The 16,387-nt window shown below is 41.2% G+C and carries 9 protein-coding genes and 3 tRNA genes; 1 reads left to right on the plus strand and 11 read right to left on the minus strand.

Going from position 1 to position 16,387, the window contains the following annotated elements; translation table 11 throughout:
* Window positions 1-201: 201 nt before the first annotated feature.
* Together rpsG and rpsL are read right to left on the minus strand one after the other, a co-directional pair.
* Window positions 202-672 (minus strand): 30S ribosomal protein S7, encoded by a 471-nt coding sequence (gene rpsG / locus EKM61_RS05615; RefSeq protein ID WP_068225481.1) that lies wholly within the window; start codon window positions 670-672, stop codon window positions 202-204.
* Window positions 673-720: 48 nt separating this feature from the next.
* On the minus strand, window positions 721-1,134 hold the full coding sequence (rpsL, locus tag EKM61_RS05620; RefSeq protein ID WP_068225482.1) for a 30S ribosomal protein S12: 414 nt from the start codon (window positions 1,132-1,134) through the stop codon (window positions 721-723).
* 465 nt (window positions 1,135-1,599) lie between these two features.
* Here rpsL and EKM61_RS12350 point away from each other — a divergent pair, with 465 nt between their 5' ends.
* Window positions 1,600-2,286 carry a prepilin peptidase gene (locus EKM61_RS12350; protein WP_068225483.1) on the plus strand — a complete coding sequence of 229 codons (687 nt, stop codon included), beginning with the start codon at window positions 1,600-1,602 and terminating at the stop codon, window positions 2,284-2,286.
* A 130-nt stretch (window positions 2,287-2,416) separates the two neighbouring features.
* Here EKM61_RS12350 and rpoC read toward each other — a convergent pair whose 3' ends face one another.
* The 9 genes from rpoC to EKM61_RS05670 form a co-directional block, all read right to left on the minus strand.
* Entirely contained in the window at window positions 2,417-6,076 is a 3,660-nt protein-coding gene (gene rpoC / locus EKM61_RS05630) for a DNA-directed RNA polymerase subunit beta' (RefSeq protein ID WP_068377036.1), read from the minus strand.
* Between the two features lie 15 nt (window positions 6,077-6,091).
* Window positions 6,092-9,679: a DNA-directed RNA polymerase subunit beta gene (gene rpoB / locus EKM61_RS05635; RefSeq protein ID WP_068377236.1), complete on the minus strand. Its 3,588-nt coding sequence runs from the start codon at window positions 9,677-9,679 to the stop codon at window positions 6,092-6,094.
* Between the two features lie 564 nt (window positions 9,680-10,243).
* Window positions 10,244-11,476, minus strand: coding sequence for a peptidase U32 family protein (locus EKM61_RS05640; protein WP_068281112.1), 1,233 nt, complete (start codon window positions 11,474-11,476; stop codon window positions 10,244-10,246).
* A gap of 1 nt (window position 11,477) precedes the next feature.
* Window positions 11,478-12,401, minus strand: a complete 924-nt coding sequence (locus EKM61_RS05645; protein ID WP_068225486.1) for a peptidase U32 family protein — start codon at window positions 12,399-12,401, stop codon at window positions 11,478-11,480.
* 373 nt (window positions 12,402-12,774) lie between these two features.
* The gene (locus EKM61_RS05650; RefSeq protein WP_068225487.1) at window positions 12,775-15,273 is read right to left on the minus strand and encodes an ATP-dependent Clp protease ATP-binding subunit; all 2,499 of its coding nucleotides are present in this window, start codon (window positions 15,271-15,273) and stop codon (window positions 12,775-12,777) included.
* 20 nt (window positions 15,274-15,293) lie between these two features.
* The gene (locus tag EKM61_RS05655) at window positions 15,294-15,764 is read right to left on the minus strand and encodes a CtsR family transcriptional regulator (RefSeq protein ID WP_068225488.1); all 471 of its coding nucleotides are present in this window, start codon (window positions 15,762-15,764) and stop codon (window positions 15,294-15,296) included.
* 365 nt (window positions 15,765-16,129) lie between these two features.
* Window positions 16,130-16,203: transfer RNA gene (locus tag EKM61_RS05660), tRNA-Pro, on the minus strand.
* 17 nt (window positions 16,204-16,220) lie between these two features.
* Window positions 16,221-16,292, minus strand: a tRNA-Gly gene (locus EKM61_RS05665).
* A 20-nt stretch (window positions 16,293-16,312) separates the two neighbouring features.
* A tRNA-Pro gene (locus EKM61_RS05670) sits at window positions 16,313-16,386 on the minus strand.
* Window position 16,387: the final 1 nt, after the last annotated feature.

Here is a 16,387-nt window from a genome sequence, read left to right on the forward strand (position 1 = left end):
ATCTCTTTTATTTCAATTTATTAAGTGAGTAATTTCTAAGAAAGGTGGCGTAAACAAAACGTACCAGAAAGGGCAGCTTCCTGTTCAGCCACAATTGTGGAGTAGTATCTAAGTGCTTTTTCAAGCACGTTACCAATCTCAACAAAAGGGGCTACTATATGGAAAACTCATATAATAGCCCTACTTTCGAAATAACTTAGATTACCAACGATAATGTGCAAATGCACGGTTGGCATCTGCCATTTTATGGGTATCTTCACGTTTCTTAACTGCTGCACCAGTATTGTTTGCAGCATCCATGATTTCACGAGCTAAGCGTTCATCCATAGTGTGTTCACCACGTTGACGTGAATATTGAACCAACCAACGAAGACCTAATGTTGTTCGACGATCTGGGCGAACTTCAATCGGTACTTGGTAGTTAGATCCACCAACACGACGAGCCTTAACTTCAAGGACAGGCATGATGTTTTTCATTGCTTCTTCAAAGACTTCTAATGGTTCGTTACCAGTTGAGTCCTTGATAATATCAAATGCTTTATAAAGAATTGTTGACGCAGTACCGCGCTTACCATCAACCATCAAACGGTTAATTAAGCGGGAAACCAATTTAGAATTGTAAATTGGATCTGGTAATACGTCGCGTTTTGCAACAGCGCCTTTTCTTGGCATATTACGTAACCTCCCGAGTTAAATAAAATTGACTTTAAATCAGTTTAATTATTTTTTAGGTTTCTTAGTACCGTATTTAGAACGGCCTTGTTTACGATCTGTAACACCAGCAGTATCTAAAGTACCACGAACAATATGGTAACGGACACCAGGTAAATCCTTAACACGTCCGCCACGGATTAAGACAACACTATGTTCTTGAAGATTATGGCCAATCCCAGGGATATAAGCTGTTACTTCAATTAAGTTAGATAAGCGTACACGAGCATACTTACGTAATGCTGAGTTAGGCTTCTTTGGTGTCATCGTGCCGACACGAGTGGCAACCCCACGTTTTTGTGGTGCAGGGTTGTTCGTTTGGATCTTCTTCATACTGTTGTACCCAAAATTCAAAGCAGGTGCATCAGATTTTGTTGTTCTAGATTTACGGCCTTTTCGTACTAATTGATTAATAGTAGGCATCTAAAGCATTCTCCCTTCTTAACATATAAAAATTTAAGTCCACACTTCCAGGCGTCTCTTTTTGAATTGCAAAAAACTCCAATACCATGAGTAACTAAATAAGTAGCTTCTTAGCGACTGCTTCAGCTTGGTTTCAAGCAACAAAAAAGAGTGAAAACACATCTGGAAGACAATGTGCTGTCGCTCACAGTCAGCACGTCCGCATTTGCGGAAAACTGCTCAACAAAAAGCACCTTTGTAAGAATACCATGATGTAATAGACGTGTCAACCGGTCACTAGAATTCACCCCCTTTACGTAGCTTATTAATAAGAAGTTGAAACGAGGGTGACTTTTTCCGGCAGACATTTTATTGTTCTTCGTATTTAACGATTAGCTTACTAGCAAAGGAACACTCCCTGAATAGAATTAATTTACACCATTGCTATTAATAAATACAGTAAAAAACGAAACGAGGTTAACTATTATGCTAACGTTATATTTTCTAATCGGTACAATTATTGGCTCTTTTTTGACACTTGTCGCTTGGCGGGTTCCTAGGGGTGAATCTATTATCGCACCCCGATCGCACTGTGACAACTGTCAACACCGTTTAGGCACGAATGACTTGATACCGATTCTAAGTTTTTCGTTGAATAAAGGCCGTTGCCGTTACTGCAAAAAAAGATTATCCCCAGTACTGTTGTTAGGCGAAATTACTGCCGGATTATTAAGTGTTAGTTGCTTTTATTTTAGTGGTACACGATCACAACTAATTTTTAGCTTAAGTTTACTGGCCTTCTGTCTTTGTTTCAGTCTAATGGACCTTTTTTACCACGCCATTCACTTTCCAACCTTCATAATTTTTGCAATTTATTTATCTGGCATTAGTTTTTTTTATTCTCATTCAATACTAGATTGGAAAAGTGCCCTGTTTACAGCAAGTATTTTTTATCTATTCAGTAGTCTAACGCATAGTTTCGGCTGTGGGGACGTTGATTTACTTGTTCTATGCGCCCTATTATTTGGTAGCTGGCGTTTAGGCCAAGTTATTATGTTAGCCTGTGGTCTCTGCTTGCTGACCTACCCGATTTTGTACCACCATAAAGTACACCAAATTGCCTTCATCCCTTATTTAAGTGTGGCCCTTTTTATTTTATATTTCTGGCACTAAAAAAGGGCCAGGACTTTTGCCCCAGCCGCTTATTGTTTCCGAACGTTACTCTAGAACGTGTGCCAAAGAATCGACTTTGTCCCACTTCCTTCAAAAAAAGCGCCGGACAATGTCCGACGCCTTTTTAACTTTAATTATTATCTGGTTGTTGACCTTCACCATTATTGGCGTTCATTTGTTTTTCAAGATCACTAATTGAATAGACGTTCTCGGAAACAACACCAACTTCTTTTGGTTCAGTATGACGATACTTAGCCATACCAGTACCAGCAGGAATAATCTTCCCGATAATAACATTTTCTTTTAGACCAAGTAATGGATCATTCTTGCCCCGAATTGCGGCGTCAGTCAAGACACGAGTTGTTTCTTGGAATGAAGCTGCAGATAAGAAACTATTAGTTTCTAGAGCAGCCTTAGTAATCCCAAGTAAGACAGGACGTGCTGTTGCTGGAATACCGCCAGCAATTAAGGTCTTATAGTTTGCTCGCTTAAAGTCGGCAATATCAAGTAATGTTCCTGGCAAGATATCCGTATCGCCAGGATCCATAACACGAACTTTGCGCATCATTTGCCGAACCATAACTTCCATATGCTTATCAGAAACTTCAACACCTTGCATCCGGTATACTTTTTGAATTTCGCGAAGCATATAGATTTCAGTTGTTAAGGTATCACTGACTTGTAATAGTTGTTTAGGATCAATTGACCCACCAGTTAGTGAATCACCACGATTAACAAGGTCGCCTTCCTTAATTCGGATTCGTGACGTAAACGGTACACTATAAGTTCGTGTATCAGTTTCGCCTTGAACCGTAATTTCCTTAGTGTGGTCAGCTGGATTTTCATCAATCGCTGTAATTTCACCAGTAACTTCAGTAATCGTTGCAAGGCCTTTAGGATTACGTGCTTCCATAATTTCCTGAACACGAGGCAACCCTTGCGTAATATCGCCACCGGCAACACCACCGGTATGGAAAGTCCGCATTGTTAACTGTGTACCAGGTTCACCGATTGACTGCGCAGCAACTGTCCCAACGGCTTCACCAACTTCGACGGTTTCACCAATGGCCAAGTTACGACCGAAGCAATAACGGCAAACACCATGTTCAGTGTTACAAGTAAAGACGGAACGAATTGTGACGGTCTTAATTCCGGCATTAATAATCTTTTGCGCCAACGTTTCATCAATCATAACGTTCTTACCGGCAAATTCTTCACCGGTTTCAGGGTCATAAATTGATTTCATCGTGTAACGACCAAGAATTCGATCATAAAGTGGTTCGATGACTTCGTTACCTTCCATAATGGCAGATACTTCTAAGCCACGATCAGTTCCACAATCTTCTTCACGAACGATAACATCCTGGGCAACATCGACTAAACGACGAGTTAAGTAACCGGAGTTAGCGGTCTTCAGTGCTGTATCGGTCATCCCTTTACGAGCACCATGGGTTGAAATAAACATTTCCATAACGGAGAGACCCTCACGGAAGTTTGAAATAACTGGTAATTCCATGATTTGTCCATTAGGAGCAGCCATTAAACCACGCATACCAGCTAACTGTGTAAAGTTAGATGCATTACCACGGGCACCAGAATCACTCATCATAAAGATTGGATTGTTTGCAGGCATATTTTCCATTAACCGTTGTTGGATTTGATCCTTAACGCTGTTCCAAATACCAATGACACGTTGATAACGTTCATCATCAGTAATTAAACCACGACGGAACTGTTTCGTAATCAAAGCAACTTGCTTATGTGCTTCTGCAACTAAGGCAGGCTTTTCAGGCAAGTCATTGATATCAGAAACCCCAACGGTAATCCCTGAATGCGTCGCTTCCGTATAACCTAAAGTCTTCATTCGATCCAATAACTCAGATGTTTCGGTTACCTTATAGATCTTAAAGACTTGTGCAATGATGTCGGCCAAGAAGCTCTTCTTGAAGGGCTGGTTCAAATCACGATCTTTAATGGCAGCCTTGATATCAGTACCAGGTTCAATAAAGAACTTATCGTCAATTCCATCCATCAAGTTACCGTTAGTTGGTTCGTTCAAATAAACAAAGTCCTTTGGCAAAATTGCGTTAAAGGCTACCTTACCAACTGAAGTAATCATAATTTTATTCCGTTGTTTATCAGAGAAAGGCTTGTCTAGTAATGAATTGGTTGCTAAACCAATACGCGTATGCAATTCAACGTAGCCATTTTGATAAGCCAAAACAACTTCATTAGGATCCTTAAAGATCATGCCTTCACCGTTAATGCCAGCTTCTTCAGTTGTTAAGAAGTAGTTACCAAGCACAACGTCCTGTGAAGGTGTTGAAATTGGCTTACCATCACGTGGGGCCAAGATATGGTGAGCAGCTAACATTAACATCCGTGCTTCAGCCTGAGCTTCATCAGATAATGGTACGTGAATCGCCATCTGATCACCATCAAAATCGGCGTTGTAGGCCTCACAAGCAAGTGGGTGCAGACGAATTGATTTACCATCAACTAAAACTGGTTCAAATGCCTGAATACCCAAACGATGTAATGTAGGTGCCCGGTTTAATAGTACTGGGTGTTCTTTAATAACATCTTCCAAGACATCCCAAATATCTTCATCCCGACGATCAATTTTACGCTTAGCATTCTTAATGTTCGACGCTAATTCACGTTTAACTAATTCATGCATGACAAATGGTTTGAATAATTCAAGTGCCATTTCACGTGGTAAACCACATTGATAGAATTTAAGCGTTGGGCCGACATCAATAACTGAACGACCTGAATAATCAACCCGCTTACCTAACAAGTTCTGGCGGAAACGTCCTTGTTTCCCCTTCAATAAATGTGAAAGTGATTTTAACGGACGATTACCAGGCCCAGTAACTGGACGGCCACGACGGCCATTATCGATCAAAGCGTCGACGGCTTCTTGGAGCATCCGTTTTTCGTTTTGAACAATGATATTAGGCGCATTTAAATCAAGTAGTCGTTTCAACCGATTATTCCGGTTGATCACCCGCCGGTATAAATCATTTAAATCAGAAGTGGCAAAACGGCCACCTTCTAATTGAACCATTGGTCGTAAATCCGGTGGAATAACAGGAATGGCATCCATAACCATCCAACTAGGTTCGTTACCAGATTGACGGAAAGCTTCAAGAATATCTAAACGTCGAATAGCACGAGTCCGTTTTTGGCCTTGAGCAGTCTTTAGATCTTCCTTAAGCCCAGCAACTTCTTTATCTAGGTCAACGTCATCTAATAATTCTTTGATGGCTTCAGCACCCATCTTAGCTTTAAACTCATGACCGTACTGTTCATACTTTTCACGGTATTCACTTTCAGTTAAAAGTTGTTTCTTTTCTAAGGCAGTGTTGCCGGATTCAATGACAACGTAGGATGCGAAGTAAATGATCTCTTCCAAAGCGCGGGGGCTCATGTCTAAAACAAGACCCATTCGGCTTGGAATACCTTTGAAGTACCAAATATGTGAAACTGGCGCTGCTAGTTCAATGTGACCCATTCGTTCACGACGAACCTTAGAACGCGTAACTTCAACCCCGCAGCGATCACAAACGATTCCCTTATAGCGAATTCGTTTGTATTTACCACAAGCACATTCCCAGTCTTTCGTCGGGCCAAAAATCCGTTCATCAAACAGACCATCGCGTTCTGGCTTTAGTGTTCGGTAGTTGATTGTTTCTGGCTTTTTAACTTCACCATAAGACCAACTGCGGATTTTATCGGGAGATGCAAGCCCAATCTGCATACTCTCAAATTTATTAACATCTATCACTTGGCCGACCTCCTATTATTTATCGTTGTCATTGTTAGCTTTTGTTGCTTCTTCAGCAGCCTTTTTAGCCTTAGCTGCCTCTTGTTCCTTGGCAAATTTAGACAAGGCGTCAACACTTACAACGTCATCGTCTTCATCGTCCATGTCGCGTAATTCAATTTCCTTATTATCGGCATCCAAAACCTTCATGTCCAAACCAAGAGATTGTAATTCCTTGACTAAAACACGGAAAGATTCTGGTACACCTGGCTTAGGAATTGGTTCACCCTTAACGATTGCTTCGTAGGTCTTAACCCGGCCAACAACATCATCGGATTTATAAGTCAAAATTTCTTGAAGTGTGTAAGCTGCACCATAAGCCTCAAGTGCCCAAACTTCCATTTCACCAAAACGCTGACCACCAAACTGAGCTTTACCACCTAATGGCTGTTGTGTCACTAATGAGTAAGGTCCGATTGAACGAGAATGTAATTTATCGTCAACCATGTGGGCTAATTTCATATAGTACATAACCCCAACAGAAACTCGGTTAGTAAATGGTTCACCAGTACGGCCATCATAAAGTACTGATTTAGCATCGTTATCCATATCGGCTTCTTTAACAGCATCCCAGATATCTTTATCCCGCGCACCATCAAAGACTGGCGTTGCAACGTGGATACCTAAGTTACGTGCTGCCATACCTAAATGAAGTTCGATAACCTGACCAATATTCATACGGGATGGAACACCCATTGGTGACAAGCAAATGTCAACTGGTGTGCCATCTGGCAAGTAAGGCATATCCTCTTCCGGAACAACAATTGAAACGGTCCCTTTATTACCATGACGTCCGGCCATTTTATCCCCAACTTGAATCTTACGTTTCTGGGCAATATAGACCCGAACCATCATGTTAACGCCAGGTGATAATTCGTCACCGGCTTCACGAGTAAAGATCTTAACGTCCTGGATAATTCCGCCGCCACCATGAGGTACTCGTAGCGATGTATCCCGAACTTCACGCGCTTTTTCACCAAAGATTGCGTGTAACAAACGTTCTTCAGCTGATAATTCAGTAACTCCCTTAGGTGTTACCTTACCAACTAATAAATCGCCATCCTTAACTTCAGCACCAATTCGAACGACACCAAATTCATCTAAATCCTTCAGAGCATCTTCACCAACGTTAGGAATCTCACGGGTGATTTCTTCCGGTCCAAGCTTTGTATCACGAGCTTCTGATTCATATTCTTCAATATGAATTGACGTGTACGCATCTTCACGAACTAGCTTTTCAGATAAGACAATGGCATCTTCGTAGTTATACATATTCCAAGTCATGAAAGCAATGATTGGGTTTTGCCCTAAAGCAAGTTCACCATTTTCCATTGCAGGTCCGTCAGCTAGAATTTCACTAGCATCAATCTTATCGCCCAACTTAACGATTGGACGCTGATTGTAACTCTTACCTGAGTTAGAACGACGGAATTTCATTAAATTATATTTGTCTAAAGTACCGTCTTCACGGCGAATGCGAATTTGCTTAGCATCAACGTATTCAGCAGTTCCAGCGTGCTTAGCGACAACGGCAGTCCCTGAGTCATGGGCCGCCTTATATTCCATACCAGTTCCTACTAGTGGTGCATGAGGGTTAATCAACGGAACAGCTTGGCGCTGCATATTGGCACCCATCAAGGCACGATTAGAGTCATCATTTTCCAAGAAAGGAATGCAGGCCGTTGCTACGGCAACAACTTGTTTAGGCGAAACATCCATGTAATCGACCCGATCAGTAGAAATTTCCAAGTTTTCATCAACACGGCGAGCCAAAACGGTATCGTCGACGAATGAGCCATCATCATTTAATGGTGAGTTGGCCTGAGCAACGACGTAGTTATCTTCTTCATCGGCCGTTAAATAGTCAATTTTATCGGTAACTTTATGTGTCGTCCAATCAACACGGCGGTATGGTGTTTCAATAAAGCCATACTTATTAACGACGGCATAACTAGCTAAACTGTTAATTAAACCAATGTTAGGCCCTTCAGGCGTTTCGATTGGGCACATCCGACCGTAATGAGTATAGTGCACATCACGAACTTCATATCCGGCACGATCACGCGTTAAACCACCAGGGCCAAGGGCAGATAACCGCCGCTTATGCGTTAATTCGCCAAGCGGGTTCGTCTGATCCATGAACTGTGACAATTGTGATGAACCAAAGAATTCCTTAATTGAAGCAACAACTGGCCGAATATTGATCAATTGTTGTGGTGTTACAGTTGACGTATCCTGGATTGACATCCGTTCACGGACAACCCGTTCCATCCGTGATAAACCAATTCGGAATTGATTTTGTAATAACTCACCAACTGAACGAATCCGACGGTTGCCTAAATGATCAATATCATCAGTTGTGCCAATACCTTCTTGTAAGTTCAAGAAGTAGTTCATTGACGCGATGATATCAGCTGGTCGAATATGCTTCCAGGCAAGTTCAATGTGACCATTACCGATTAATGGCACTTCTTTTTCAGGATTAACTTTAGAGAAGATTTTAATTGATTGTAAGATCATTGGGTCAGTAACGGCCCCTTCATCAGATGGTGTGTAAGTCGTTGTCATGAAATCATCGCGGTCCAAATAAGGACTTAATTTTTCCATAACCCCACGGTCAACAACGTCACCCTTTTGCGCAAGAACTTCACCAGTATCTGGATCAGCTAAGGTTTCAGCCAAAGTCTGATTCAATAAACGTGTTTTTAAGGTTAATTTCTTGTTAATTTTATAGCGACCAACAGCTGCTAAGTCATAGCGCTTTGGATCAAAGAAGCGTGCGTTCAATAAACTTCTTGAACTATCGGCTGTCTTTGGTTCACCTGGCCGAAGTCGTTCGTAAATATCTTTTAGCGATTCTTCAACCCGAGAGTCGTCAGTGTTCTTATGAACATCTTTTTCTAGGGTTAACATCAAACTATCATTATCGCCTAACATACCGATAATGTCGTCATCAGAGCCAAAGCCTAAGGCACGAATTAATTCTGACATTGGAATTTTACGCGTCCGGTCAATTCGAACGTATGAAATATCCTTGGCGTCAGTTTCATATTCTAACCACGCCCCACGATTAGGAATGGCAGTAGCACCATAAATAGTGCGGCTATTCTTATCAAGCTCACTGTTGAAATAAACACCAGGTGAACGTACCAACTGGGAAACGATAACCCGTTCGGCACCATTGATAATAAAGGTACCTTGATCGGTCATTAATGGAAAATCACCAAAGAAAACGTCCTGCGATTTGATCTCGCCAGTTTCATGGTTGGTCAAGCGCAAAGTCACGTGGAGTGGTGCTGAATAATTAGCATCATGCTGTCGTGCTTCTTTTACTGAGTACTTTGCTTCCAATAATTGATAATCAACGAACTCTAATGATAGGTTCCCTGCGAAATCTTCAATCGGCATAATGTCATTGAACATTTCTTTCAGGCCTTCATCTAAGAACCAGTTATACGAATTTGATTGGATTTCAATCAAGTTTGGTAAATCCAGCACTTCTTTAATACGTGAATAACTTCGACGCGTACGGTGTTTTCCGTATTTAACTAAATGACCTGCCAAATTGTTCACCCCTTCTGTAGTATCTACGAATTGCTTAGAGAATGTTTGGTTTTCTGCACTGAGCATTAACCATTCAACTGCAATAAAGATCATCAAGTTGAAAATAGCAGGTTCAAAATCTGCCTTTTCAAACACACTCTAGCCTTCACATTACAAAAACAATACAATTGTTAAAGTTACATTACAATTGCTAATCAACCCGAATTTTAAGCAAAAAAAAACCAAAAATAGGACATTGTTCTATTCAAACTTGTCAGCTACTTTTGAGTTTTCTTATAAACTACCCTCCGGACAATAGATCGCAGAGCAGTTGTATTCGCAGTTTTAGCAATTACTAATCATACACTTGTTATATTTAACTGTCAACCAACTAGCGCGCCCTTAGCAAGGTATTTAGATTCCACTAAATGAATCACTCGGTGATTATGGCTGCGCACAGGAATCCACCCTGCTAAACACGTTACCACTAGATTAGGCGTTAAAATTGGGCGCTATTGTTTCAAAAATTAGGCCACACTAAATGCGTCAGCACTTTCAGTCTAACCCAAATCAGCAAAATAGCAACTACTTTGCCCGTTCCTTACGTAACATATCGCCGGCCTTTACTGGAATATCCACTGGTACTTGGTAAACCATCATTGCGTCAGGGGCACGACGTAAAATATCATTGTCTTTATCCCACAACTGCTGAATGACTTCTTCATGGTGTGTGAAATGCGGACCGTAAAATTCAACCTTATCACCAACACCAAAATTATTACGTTGTTGAACCATCGCAACTTGCCGTTTGGCATCATAATCAAGCACTTGGCCAACAAACGTATACTGTGGTCGCTTACGGCGCTTTCCAAATAATTCATCATCTTGTGTTGGTGTACCGTAGTAAAAACCAGTTGACATTTCGCGCTGAGCAACCTTCCACAATTCATCCACCCAATCTTGGTTTAAAACGTAATGATCAGGATCGGCGCAATAACTATCAACCGCCCGGCGGTAAACATTGGCAACTGTCGACACGTAATGAATTGATTTCATTCGACCTTCAATTTTAAATGAATTAACGCCTGCTTCAACTAAGTCAGGAATATGCTCAATCATTGCCATATCGACAGCACTCATAGTAAAAGGTGTCTTTGGATCCGTTTCAGTTTGTTTTTCTCCCATTGTCGGCATTTCAAATAAATCATACTTCCAACGACAATTTTGAGCACAACCACCACGATTAGCATCACGCATGCTCATGTGATTGGATAAAACGCAACGTCCTGAATAACCAATACACATTGCCCCGTGAATAAAGGCCTCAATTTGAACGTTAGTATGTCGCCGCATTTCCTTTATTTCTTCAATGCCAACTTCGCGGGCCAATACAACCCGTTCCAGACCTTCGTTTTGCCAAAAATTTAACGTTTCATAATTAGTGGCCGAGGCCTGGGTCGATAAATGAACCGGTAAGCCCGGTGCCTCAGTGATCGCAATTTCAATCAATGAAGGATCAGACACAATTACTGCACTAATGCCGATGTCGCGTAAGGTCCGGAAAAATTTACCGGCACCCTGAACATCACCTTCATGAGCAACAATATTTGCCGCGACGTAAACTTTAGCGTTATGCGCTTTGGCAAAAGCTACCCCTTCACGCATTTGATCAAAGGAAAAATTGCCAGCACGTGTGCGTAACCCGTATGCGTCGCCGCCAATATAGACAGCATCCGCACCATAATTGATGGCAACTTTTAATTTTTCCAAGGTACCAGCTGGTGCTAGTACTTCGGGTTTATTTATAATAGTTCGCATTTTATTGCACCTCGCTAGGATCTATTTCGTAAAAACCAGTATCCAAACCACGATTGGCTGGTTGATTAGCACCGACTTGCCCGTCTAATTGCTCAACCAGATCTGGCGTCCATTTTTGTGCCAAAATGGCCTTTTTGGCGGCCACAAAAATTTGAGCGATATTAACAAATTGATCGTGGTCAGCAAATAACCCGTCTAACTTCCAGTGGGTCAGCCCTAAATCATTTAACTCGGCCAGTTTGGTTATCAAATTTAAATCATTATTGGCAAACACATGCGTACCATTGAAATCTTCATAAATTGAGTAATGAGTTTCTGGTTTATGGGGCGCCGAAACAAATAAACCACGCGCCCGGTCCGCACGATCTTGATGTTCTTTAACAAAGTTAAAATAATTATGCAGTAGTGGTCGCCCAGATTGATGAATACAAGTAGCGCCGTAAACTTGAATTTCACCAGGAATCTGTAATTCCGTCACCATTTCAGTTAATTCATCATGGGGAACCTCGCGGGCAATTACCGCCCCACTAGCACCATGTTTTGCCCAAAAATTAACTTGCCGCGCACTGGTAACTAATACCTCCGCATCATAAATAAATGGTAAGTTTAATTTTTTCTGCTGCAATAAGTAGATAACACCGGGATCACCAACTGTAATTTGATCTACTTGCAAAGCGGCCAAAAAATCTAAATAGTCGGCAACCTTAGCAATCCGATCATTATGCATGATGGCATTAACTGCCACCGTTACTTTTTTACCTGCAGCATGTGCCAATTGAACAATTTCTGCTACTTCCGATCGTTTAAAACTATGGGGTAGGCGTAAACCAAAGAAATCTTCGCCTAAATATAAAGTATCAACGTCTGCCGTTAATAACATTTTTGCTTGCTCCTGTGAGTCCACAGTCGCTATTATATCAATCAAACTCTTCGCTTCTTTCTTAATAACGGATTAAGCGCTAATTGTTTTTAGAATAACATACTTCAAATTAATTGAAAACGTTGGGCCGCCCAAAAGTACGTTTCAAAAAAGAATTAAATACGTTTCCTAAATCTGCCAGAGATTTAATAATTGGACCTGCAATTACTAGATAAATCAAATCGATTTTCTTTTTAATGGTTATTATTACCTATTTTTAGCGCTGGCCTTAGCAATTCAACGGCCAAATCCTCTTATGTTAACGTCTCTGCAATTTTTTCTATAGAAAACCAACCCTGTGCCTTTTCGGACAGCCGAACCCACACAAAAAAGGGTGTGAAGAAAAGATTTTCTTCACACCCTTAAACAACTAGCGCAACTATGCCTTTACGGTTGAATCCGTTGCTTTTTTATTTTTTTCATTTTCGTCACGAATATTAATTGTGATCTTATTCTGCCGAGCACCAATAGTTAGAGAATCACCTAATTTGATTTTTCCCGAAAGAAGTTCTTCACTTAAACGATCTTCAACTTCAGTTTGGAGTGCTCGCCGAATTGGCCGCGCACCGTATTCCGGATCAAAACCAACATTAGCAATCACATCAATTGCGGCCGGCGTAATTTTAACCGCAATTTTCTGCTCTTGCAAGCGGCGTAACACAGTTTTAGCCATAATCTTCACAATTTCGTGCAGCTCAACCTTAGTCAAAGAATGGAAAACGACAACTTCATCAATTCGATTGAGAAATTCAGGTCGGAACGAATTCTTCAATTCTTGAAGGATTTGACTGCGCATTGCTTTGTAATCCTGTTGCGCATTTTTAGCGCCAAAACCAACCGACTTTTCATCGCGTAAAGTTGTTGCACCAAGGTTAGACGTCATAATTAAAATTGTATTGCGGAAATCAACCTTGCGCCCTTTAGAGTCAGTTAAATAGCCATCATCTAACACCTGCAATAAAATATTGAAGACATCCGGATGCGCCTTTTCAACTTCATCCAATAACACAACCGAATATGGTTTCTGCCGAACTTGCTCGGTTAACTGACCGCCTTCGTCATAACCAACGTAGCCAGGCGGTGCTCCGACAAGACGGGAGGTTGAATACTTCTCCATATATTCGGACATATCAACTCGAATCATATTATCCTCTGAACCAAACATTGCTTCAGCCAAGGCCTTCGCCAATTCAGTCTTACCAACCCCAGTTGGTCCAAGAAACATAAATGAACCAATTGGCCGTTGTGGATCTTTTAGCCCACTACGAGCCCGGCGAATTGCCCGCGAAACAGCTGAAACTGCTTCTTCTTGACCAACTACTCGTTTATGCAAAACTTTTTCTAAATTAACTAACCGGTCACTTTCACTTTTACGCAATTGGGTCAAAGGCACACCAGTCCATTGCGAAACAACCGTCGCAATATCCTCTGGCATAACCTTAACATCCTTACGCACACCGTTTGTTTCACCTGTCTTGGCCGCCTTAGCTTCCAACTTTGCCTTTACCTTCATTTCGTCTTCACGAATAGCGGCGGCCTTTTCAAAGTCTTGTTCTTCAATGGCCTTTTCTTTAGACTTAGTTAGTTCGGTTAGCCGTGTTTCTAACTTGTTTTCAGGTGTTTTCTTACTGGCGGCATCCAAACGTACTGAAGCCGCTGATTCATCAATTAAATCAATTGCCTTATCTGGTAAGAAACGGTCACTAATATAACGTGCAGAAAGGACAACCGCTTCATGAACGGCCTCGTCAGTAATTGTGACGCCATGATGTTCTTCATAACGACTTCGTAGTCCAAGTAAAATCTCTTCTGCCTCTTTTTGCGTTGGTTCGTTAACTTGAATTGTAGCAAATCGTCGCTCTAAGGCAGCATCTTTTTCAATATATTTTTGGTATTCATCTAAAGTAGTTGCACCAATAACTTGCATTTCGCCACGAGCTAAGGCCGGCTTCAAAATATTGGAAGCATCAATCGCGCCTTCAGCACCCCCGGCACCAATTAAAGTATGCAATTCATCAATAAATAGAATAACTTGTCCATCTTTATAAATTTCGTCGATTACTTTCTTTAAACGATCTTCAAATTCCCCACGATATTTTGTGCCAGCGACCAATGATCCCATATCTAACGCCATTAAGCGCTTTTTACGCATATCGTCCGGTACATCACCATTAATAATCTTTTGTGCTAAGCCCTCAGCAATGGCAGTTTTACCAACCCCAGGTTCGCCAATTAAAACAGGATTATTTTTAGTTCGGCGGGATAAAACTTGAATCAAGCGCCGAACTTCTTTACTTCGTCCGACAACAGGGTCCATTTTATTTTCGCGTGCTAATTGTGTTAGGTCACGCGCTAAAGAATCTAGCGTTGGTGTTCCTTCACTTTGCTGCGCCTGACGATTTCGAGTTTGGCCACGGCGTTTAGTTGTTGTATCGTTAACACCCAATTTTTTTAGAACCATTTGCCGAGTTTTACTTAGACTTAACCCTAGATTAGTTAAAATACGTGAAGCCAGAATGTCATCTTCACGGAGTAACCCCAACAAAATATGTTCCGTGCCAATCTTCATTGCGCCCATGCGTTTGGCCTCATCACCGGCATATGAAAGCACTTGTTTGGCCTTGGGTGCGTAAGGAAGGTAGACGTCCTTTTTGGTTTCTGCTGAAGTACCATAGCCAGTAAAACGTTCAATTTCCTCACGGATGTCAGTTTCATTAACTGATAATTGCCGCAATGTCTTACCTGCAATCCCGTCATTTTCAATGACAAGTGCAAGTAATAAATGCTCCGTACCCACAGCATGATGGCGGAAATACTTTGCTTGTTCCTGTGCGAGAACTAAAACGTTTTTTGCACTCGGTGTAAATAAATTATCCATTAAGCGTCCCTCACTTTCGCTTACTCTCTTTCATAACGCAAATGATTTAGAAGACTGGTTAAAATTCGCGCTCTTAACTCTGCTTCCAATTGTCGATCATTTAAAGCTAACGTCTGGTGGCTAGTCGCGGCCAAAATTAAATTGGCGTCTCTTCGCTCGATAGCATTATCCTCATAAAGCTTTTGAACAATCGCCAACGTATCCCGCTGGCTAATCTGGTGTCCAACCAGTCCTATGAGTGTATCTAGCATATCACGATCGTCTAATAATTTCACCTTTTCAATACGAATATAACCACCACCACCACGCTTACTTTGAACAAGATAACCACGTTGAATTGTAAAACGAGTATTAATCACATAATTAATTTGGGATGGAACACAGTTAAACAATTCTGCTACCTCGGAACGCCGAATTTCGACACGAGTTGATTCATTCAGGATCTGTTTTAAATAGGCCTCGATAATATCAGAAATATTTTGTCCTTGCATCTGCCCTCACCTTAACTTTGACTAATATTGACTATTATTATAGAAGATAATTATAAATTTGCAAAGAATTTAGATTAAATAATTTACTAACATTACAAAATGATGCGTTAATTTGTAGTTAAGAATAGGTCGTGTTTGGAAAATACTTTTATTAGTATTCTTCCGACTAATCTGGTGTAAATGTTTTTAAAAATGACCATCAATTAGCATTGGAATAAGTTTGAGGCCATACGCCAAATTGATATTTGAAAGAGCATTTGGCATTAAAGCCAGTAGTTTAGACCAATAACTAAAAAGGACTACCTCGTAAATAGCTTACGATATAGTCCCAATTTTAAATCTCCGAATAATATTATTTTCAATAGTCGGGAAAACAGGATTCGAACCTGCGACCCCTACGTCCCGAACGTAGTGCTCTACCAAGCTGAGCTACTTCCCGAAAAATAGCAAAAAACAAGCGGAAGACGGGATTCGAACCCGCGACCCCCACCATGGCAAGGTGATGTTCTACCACTGAACTACTTCCGCATGAAAAATATTAATTATAATCGGGAAAACAGGATTCGAACCTGCGACCCCTTGGTCCCAAACCAAGTGCTCTACCAAGCTGAGCTATTTCCCGA

The sequence above is a fragment of the Loigolactobacillus backii genome, assembly GCF_003946275.1.
In the GTDB taxonomy this organism is placed as follows: domain Bacteria; phylum Bacillota; class Bacilli; order Lactobacillales; family Lactobacillaceae; genus Loigolactobacillus; species Loigolactobacillus backii.

Coding starts and splice junctions, on each gene's coding strand:
- EKM61_RS05655 (WP_068225488.1), bottom strand. CDS start 15,764: ATGCAAGGACAAAATATTTCTGATATTATCGAGGCCTATTTAAAACAG.
- rpsG (WP_068225481.1), bottom strand. CDS start 672: ATGCCAAGAAAAGGCGCTGTTGCAAAACGCGACGTATTACCAGATCCA.
- EKM61_RS05640 (WP_068281112.1), bottom strand. CDS start 11,476: ATGCGAACTATTATAAATAAACCCGAAGTACTAGCACCAGCTGGTACC.
- EKM61_RS05650 (WP_068225487.1), bottom strand. CDS start 15,273: ATGGATAATTTATTTACACCGAGTGCAAAAAACGTTTTAGTTCTCGCA.
- rpsL (WP_068225482.1), bottom strand. CDS start 1,134: ATGCCTACTATTAATCAATTAGTACGAAAAGGCCGTAAATCTAGAACA.
- EKM61_RS12350 (WP_068225483.1), top strand. CDS start 1,600: ATGCTAACGTTATATTTTCTAATCGGTACAATTATTGGCTCTTTTTTG.